Annotated in this window: 10 protein-coding genes and 1 pseudogene; 3 read left to right on the top strand and 8 right to left on the bottom strand. The window is 66.4% G+C overall.

The genetic code is table 11. From position 1 onward, the window contains the following. Positions 1 to 122: 122 nt before the first annotated feature. Positions 123 to 761, bottom strand: a complete 639-nt coding sequence (locus HWX22_RS07060; RefSeq protein ID WP_034182833.1) for a peroxiredoxin — start codon at positions 759 to 761, stop codon at positions 123 to 125. Between the two features lie 318 nt (positions 762 to 1,079). Here HWX22_RS07060 and HWX22_RS07065 point away from each other — a divergent pair, with 318 nt between their 5' ends. The 3 genes from HWX22_RS07065 (at position 1,080) to HWX22_RS07075 (ending at position 2,383) form a co-directional block, all read left to right on the top strand. Further along, positions 1,080 to 1,382 (top strand): YqjD family protein, encoded by a 303-nt coding sequence (locus HWX22_RS07065; protein WP_006754606.1) that lies wholly within the window; start codon positions 1,080 to 1,082, stop codon positions 1,380 to 1,382. Positions 1,383 to 1,506: 124 nt separating this feature from the next. After that, entirely contained in the window at positions 1,507 to 1,896 is a 390-nt protein-coding gene (locus HWX22_RS07070; protein ID WP_059690700.1) for a phage holin family protein, read from the top strand. Positions 1,897 to 1,939: 43 nt separating this feature from the next. Further along, positions 1,940 to 2,383: a DUF3318 domain-containing protein gene (locus tag HWX22_RS07075; protein ID WP_059530521.1), complete on the top strand. Its 444-nt coding sequence runs from the start codon at positions 1,940 to 1,942 to the stop codon at positions 2,381 to 2,383. A 57-nt stretch (positions 2,384 to 2,440) separates the two neighbouring features. Here HWX22_RS07075 and HWX22_RS07080 read toward each other — a convergent pair whose 3' ends face one another. From HWX22_RS07080 to glyA, 7 genes and pseudogenes are all read right to left on the bottom strand, one after another. After that, positions 2,441 to 2,893 carry a type IV pilin protein gene (locus tag HWX22_RS07080; protein WP_175915292.1) on the bottom strand — a complete coding sequence of 151 codons (453 nt, stop codon included), beginning with the start codon at positions 2,891 to 2,893 and terminating at the stop codon, positions 2,441 to 2,443. Beyond that, positions 2,890 to 3,438 carry a pilus assembly protein gene (locus HWX22_RS07085; RefSeq protein WP_175915293.1) on the bottom strand — a complete coding sequence of 183 codons (549 nt, stop codon included), beginning with the start codon at positions 3,436 to 3,438 and terminating at the stop codon, positions 2,890 to 2,892. The genes HWX22_RS07080 and HWX22_RS07085 overlap by 4 nt, the downstream gene beginning before the upstream one ends. Positions 3,439 to 3,551: 113 nt before the next feature. Then, entirely contained in the window at positions 3,552 to 4,391 is an 840-nt protein-coding gene (locus tag HWX22_RS07090) for a PilW family protein (protein ID WP_175915294.1), read from the bottom strand. Then, positions 4,375 to 4,797 (bottom strand): hypothetical protein, encoded by a 423-nt coding sequence (locus HWX22_RS07095; RefSeq protein ID WP_175915295.1) that lies wholly within the window; start codon positions 4,795 to 4,797, stop codon positions 4,375 to 4,377. The genes HWX22_RS07090 and HWX22_RS07095 overlap by 17 nt, the downstream gene beginning before the upstream one ends. Beyond that, complete coding sequence (locus HWX22_RS07100; RefSeq protein ID WP_175915297.1) at positions 4,794 to 5,354, bottom strand: GspH/FimT family pseudopilin; 561 nt, start codon at positions 5,352 to 5,354, stop codon at positions 4,794 to 4,796. Before HWX22_RS07100 ends, HWX22_RS07095 begins: the two co-directional genes overlap by 4 nt. A gap of 153 nt (positions 5,355 to 5,507) precedes the next feature. Continuing rightward, a complete protein-coding gene (nrdR, locus tag HWX22_RS07105) occupies positions 5,508 to 5,987 on the bottom strand; it encodes a transcriptional regulator NrdR (RefSeq protein WP_006760615.1) in 480 nt (159 codons plus the stop codon). A 6-nt stretch (positions 5,988 to 5,993) separates the two neighbouring features. Continuing rightward, a pseudogene (gene glyA / locus HWX22_RS07110) lies at positions 5,994 to 6,269 on the bottom strand (serine hydroxymethyltransferase); the annotation flags it as partial.

Here is a 6,269-nt window from a genome sequence, read left to right on the forward strand (position 1 = left end):
CGGCGCCCGTCGCGTCGCGTAGTCGCCGCTGAAACGACACGGCCCGCCCGGCATCGCTGCCGGGCGGGCCGTTTTCATCGGCGCACGCGTTCGTCACGCGCCGCCGACGTGGCAGCCGCTGCTTACTTGTTCGGCTGCGGCGTGAGGCGCAGGTACGGACGCACGGCGTTGAAGCCCTTCGGGAAGCGCTTCTTCAGCTCTTCCGGATCCTGCAGCGACGGCACGATCACGACGTCGTCGCCGTCCTTCCAGTTGCCGGGCGTCGCGACCTTGTAGTTGTCGGTCAGCTGCAGCGAGTCGATCACGCGCAGCACTTCGTCGAAGTTGCGGCCGGTGCTGGCCGGATAGGTGATGGTGAGCCGCACCTTCTTGTTCGGGTCGATCACGAACAGCGAACGCACCGTCAGCGTTTCGTTCGCGTTCGGGTGGATCATGTCGTACAGCTGCGACACCTTGCGGTCCGCGTCGGCGATGATCGGGAAACCGACGACCGTCGACTGCGTTTCGTTGATGTCGTTGATCCAGCCCTTGTGCGATTCGACGCCGTCGACCGACAGCGCGATCACCTTCACGTTGCGTTTCTCGAATTCGCCCTTCAGCTTCGAGGTCAGCCCGAGTTCAGTCGTGCAGACCGGCGTGTAGTCGGCCGGGTGCGAGAACAGGACGCCCCAGCTGTCGCCCAGCCACTCGTGAAACTTGATGGGGCCCAGGCTCGATTCCTGCTCGAAATCCGGTGCAATGTCACCAAGACGCAGACTCATGATGTTCCCTCCTCGAACGATGCTGGTTGAAACCGCGCGCTGGACGGCGCGGGACAGTCCATCAGCTTACGGGAAGCAATGGGCGGTGCGAACGATTATTCTGTTTGATATTCATACTTTTTTGTCATTTTTACCCGGTATCGGGGCAGGACGGACGGCCACAAGGGAAACTTTTCGCAGCATTTGCGGCTCTGTCAATACTTACGGGTCGTTTACCATGTGGTCTTGCACCGCCGCCGCGTGTCTTCCCGGCTCGCCAGCCGGCAGGGGTTTCGCTACGATGTGAACCTGCAGCATGACAGCATGAAGGGAGTTGCAATGTCGGAAATCAACAAGGAGAAACTGATGTCGGATATCAAAACCGTTCTCGCGGACGCCGAGGATCTGCTCAAGCAGGCAGCGAGCAGCACGGGCGACCGGGCGGCCGAGTTGCGCGAAAAAGCCATGTCGCGCCTGAAGCAGGCCAAGGAAAAGGCAACCGACGTCCAGGTCGTGGTGGTCGAGAAAGGCAAGAAGGCCGCGCGCGCGACCGACGACTACGTGCACGAGCATCCGTGGACGTCGATCGGCGTCGCCGCCGGCGTCGGCGTGCTGATCGGCCTGCTGATCAACCGCAAGTAACGCGCTCAGCGCCGTTCCGCCCCATGTGCCGCCCGGTGCGGTGCATGGGTGCCGAAGCCAGCCGACGGTTCGCCGCCGGCTGGCTTTGCCCTAGCCGCTTATTGCGCGCACAAGCGCCTCATCCATGACGACAGACACCCACCCGCAGCCGTCCGGCCAGGGACCGCTGCGCCGCCTCGTCGGCTCCGCGATCGGCCTCCTGCAAACGCGCCTCGAACTGGTCGGCATCGAACTCGCCGAGGAGAAGGAACGCCTGATGGGCGTGCTGTTCCTCGGGCTCGCGGCCATGATGCTCGCGACGATGGCGCTCATCAGCCTGACCGTGCTCGTCACGATCGCGTTCTGGGATACCTATCGCTGGCAGTCGCTCGCGGCCATCACCGCGTTGTACGCGATCGCGGGCATCGTATGTGCGCTGAAAGCGCGTTCGGGCCTGCGAGACGCGCCGACCGTGTTCGAGGCGACGCTCGCCGAGCTCGAGAAAGACCGCGAAATTTTCCGCGGCAAGCCGTGAACGCAGTCGCGTTCCCCTCTCTCACCTACTTCGCCGACGCGCCATGAGCCAGAACGTCACGGGCCATTCGACCCGCCCCCATTCGTCGCGATCGAACTGGAACGCGTCGCAGCATCGCGCGCTCCGCAAGGAGTTGCTGATCCTGCGATCCGAGGTCGAGCGGCTCGAGCTTGCCGAAGCCGCCGCCGAAATGCGCCACGCCGTCACGCGCTTCAGCTGGCTCAAGGTATTCGTCCCGGGACTGTCGGGCACGAAGTTCAGCCAGTCCGCCAAGAACCTGAACGCGAGCCTCGGCCAGCTCGTCAACCAGTACCCGATGTTGAGTTCGCTCGCGTCGCTCGTGCTGGCGAAACCCATACGCTCGCTGCTGCGCGCGAGCGCGGGCCCCGCGCTGAAGTGGGGCTCCGTCGGCTTCGCTGCATGGGAGATCTACCGGATCTGGAAACAGTCGCGCGACGAGCGCGAACCTGCCGCGAACGACGACTGACACCCAGGCGCGCACGCGCCCGGCGCCGCTGTGTGTTTCCCGTGCGTGATCGCGTTATCAACGCACGCCCCAGCATGTCCGCTCCCGCGAGTCCGCCTCTGCGTCGTTCGATCCCGCGTTGCCTTTGGTCCCGTCCGCGCGCAGCGTGAACGCACCGCATGCGTCGTCGCGCATCGGGCCTGCATCGAGCGGGCGCGCAACGAGTTCGTAGGCCACCGGCGCATCGTCGCCCGCTGTTCGCCGCAGCGCCACTTCGTAGACCGCCTGCCCGTCCGGGGGCGCCTGCGTATATGCGTCTGGCAGCGTCCGTGGCGGCGCGCCGTCGAGTGTTTCGAGGTACTGAGCGGCGCGATAAAGCGCAGCGACTGCGGATGCGCGATGCACGCGCGCGACATGCTCGCGATATGACGGAATACCCCACCCGGCCAGCGCGGCAACGATCGCGAGCACGATCATCAGTTCGAGCAACGTGAACGCCACCGATCGGTGCAGCAATCGAGGCTGTTTCATCGATGAACCGCCGCGACGCGCCGCCAGCGCTGTGCAACGATGCGTCCGTCTCGCAGCGCGACCTGGCTCTGCAGCCAGACCACGCTCGACGCATGGCTGCCGACACCACGCGCGGTGACGAGGTAAGCACGGCTCTCTTGCGAACCGACACCTCGCCAGGCTTCGATCAGGCATCGCGGCGGCTGGGCCGCCATCGGCCAGGAGGCGAACGGGGCAAACGCTTCGGCGACGCCCAGCGCAGGCGCACGCCGCCATGCGTCCGGCTCGACAGGTGACGCCGGTTCGTCGATGTATGGCGCCCCGCCTCGGAGCAATCGCGCCGTGCAGGCTGCCAGCGCTGCATCGGCTGCGTGAAATGCGATCAGACGGTCCGACAATGCACGCGTGCGGCGCGATTCCGTCAACGCGGATTCGAACCATGTGCCGGTCAGCGCGGCGACCGCCGCGCCGACCGCGATCACGGCCGGCAGTGCAAGGCCCGCGTCGCGACGCCAGCCGCGACTGGTGGACGGAAAGCGTGCGCGTGATATTGTTCCGCTCAGCATGGGACCCTCACCGCGCGCCGCATGTCGCCTGTCGCGGCACGCCACCGCGCGCTGCCTTGCGCGACCTGCTGCGATTCGCATCGCGAGCTCGTCGACGAATCGGTTTGCGTAGATCATCGCAACACCCCATGATCCTGCGCCGCATCACCCACGGGATCCGTGGATGCGACCGCGGCATTGCGCAACGCGACAATTCGATGCAGCACCAGATGCGCGCGACCATTCGGCGAAACAGCCGTGCGGCCATCGCAATCGACATGACGCGCGGGCGCGTGCATCGGTTCGCCACGCGCACGCACGCACACATGCACGGCAACGACATCGCGCCAGTCGCCGCTACTCATCGCCCCTGCGTCGACGAACTGCGCGGCTTCGCGCCGAAGGTAACGCACACGCAGTTGGTCGATGCCGGACACGACGGGTTGCGGCGTACCCGGGCGCCCGCTTCCCTCGCAGTACAACTCGGGCTCGCCCGTCGACGGGCTGACATGCGCGTCGAAACGGTTTTCCACGAGCGGCCGCGCACCAGGAGCGCCAACGCCCTGCCCGAGACAATCCGACACCTGTGCCCCAATCGTCGGCCACGTCGACACGGCATCGCCGACATACCGAACCAGCAATGCGTCCGACGCTGCGCGCACGGTTTCGCAGCGCACCTGCGCTCCATTGCCTCGCACGCGCCCCGCGGAACAGCCAAACACCGGCGGTAACGATGGCGCACCTTCGACATCGAGCGGGCGAAACCCGGCCATCTGGATCTGCTCGCCGATCAGCATCAGTGCGGTCGCGGCCGCATCGCGCATCCGGAAGCCGTCTTCCGCTCGCCGCTGCGCAACGCGCTGGGCGTGGTACAGCGCACCGGCAGCGGCAAGCACCAGCAGACCGACCGTCATCGCGATCAGCACTTCGAGCAGCGTATGCGCGCGGCTGCGGCGCTCACCGTTCATCGGCATCGTCCTCGGCCTCCCGAAACGGCATCCGCACGCACGACGGCGGCCCGACTGCTGCCCGCGCACTTTCGCAGCGCGCCGATGTCGGCGCGGAGGCCTGAGCGTCACGCCAGCCGACCGTCACGTAGCGGACACTCGCCGGCCCATCGTCGAGCGCCGTCGTGCCACCGGGCAACGACGCAGACGCGAGCGCCACGATGCCGTCGTCGGCGCCCGCCACTGCGCGCCGGCTCTCAACGCGAGCATCGGCCAGCCAGAGCGCGCGCTCACGCCAGATCGTCGCGCGCTGCGCGCGCGTCATCGCAAGCTGGCTGCCGGCCACCGCAAGCATCACCGTTGCAAGTAGCGCGACGGCCAGCACCGCTTCGAGCAGCGACGTGCCGTGCATGGACTTGCGCGTGCGCTTCATGCCGCTTCGCAATGACCGGCAACGACGCGCGCCCGGCCGCCTGCCGCGATCCGAATGCAGCGCGACACGCGTGTGTCGTCACCGGACAGCGTGCGCCGCGGACGCAACTCGAAACGCCTGATCCCGCCAAGCACCTGGCCCGCCGGCGGAGCAAATGCCAGATCGTGCGCCGCCCCCGCGACGGCAATGTCGGCATCGCGCGGATAGCGCCGCAGCACGCGCGACCGTCCGTCGAACTGCCCGCTGACGATCCAGCCGCATGACCATCCCGCCAGGTCACACCGCTCGCCGGAATGCACGCAATCGCCGTTGCGCCCGGCCCTGCACAGCGTGACGCGCACGCCGAGACGTGTCGCCTCGGTGCGCGCAAACGACAGCGCGCCGAGCAACGCACGTGAGCGTGCATCCACACGTTCACGCATGTGCCACTGATCGAATGCAGGTGCTGCGTATAGTCCGATCGCGGCTGCCAGCGCGATCGCGACCATCAGCTCGACGAGCGTAAAGCCGCCGCCGCATCGCATGCGTTGTTCAACGCCCTGTCGGGGCAGTCCCATCGCCATCGCCCTCCGTCAACGTGATGCGACGACTGTAGCGACGCAAGCACACACGCGCCATTAGCCGAACGGCCGACTGGCGACATGCGATCGCGGCCGACACAATCGGCGCGAACTGAACCCACGGAGAAGACGATGAACGGACGCAGCGCGTCAGCGCTTACGCGGAGGCTTGGAGGGGGACGCGCGACGGAACTCTTCGATCACGTCGGCAAATTCGGAAACATCCTCGAACCGGCGGTATACCGATGCGAAACGGACATAGGCGATCGTATCGAGGCCGCGCAACTCGTTCATCACGAGTTCGCCAAGCTTCTCGCTACGCACTTCGCGCTCGCCGGTTGCGAGCAGTTGATACTCGATGCGGGCGACCGCCGCGTCGATCGCGTCAGCCGCAACCGGCCGCTTGCGCAGCGCGAGTTGCATGCTGGCGACGATCTTGCGACGGTCGAATTCCGTGCGGCTGCCGTCCTTCTTCACGACGGCCGGCAAGTTCAGCTCGACCCGCTCGTACGTCGTGAAGCGCTTGTCGCAAGCCGAACAACGACGGCGCCGACGAATCGCGGCGCCATCTTCGGACACACGCGAGTCGACGACCTGCGTGTCCTCATGCCGGCAGAACGGGCAGCGCATGCTGGATCAGCGATAAACCGGGAAACGCTTGGTCAGCTCGGCTACTTGCGCGCGCACACGCTCGATCGTCGCTGCGTCTTCCGGGTTCTCGAGCACATCGGCGATCAGGTTGCCGACCGTCTCCGCTTCCGCCGCGCCGAAGCCGCGCGTCGTCATGGCCGGCGAACCCAGACGGATCCCGCTCGTCACGAACGGCTTTTCCGGATCGTTCGGGATCGCGTTCTTGTTCACCGTGATGTGTGCCGCGCCCAGCGCCGCTTCCGCCGCCTTGCCCGTGATGTT

The sequence above is a fragment of the Burkholderia sp. BCC1638 genome, assembly GCF_902833195.1.
Taxonomy (GTDB): Bacteria; Pseudomonadota; Gammaproteobacteria; order Burkholderiales; family Burkholderiaceae; genus Burkholderia; species Burkholderia diffusa.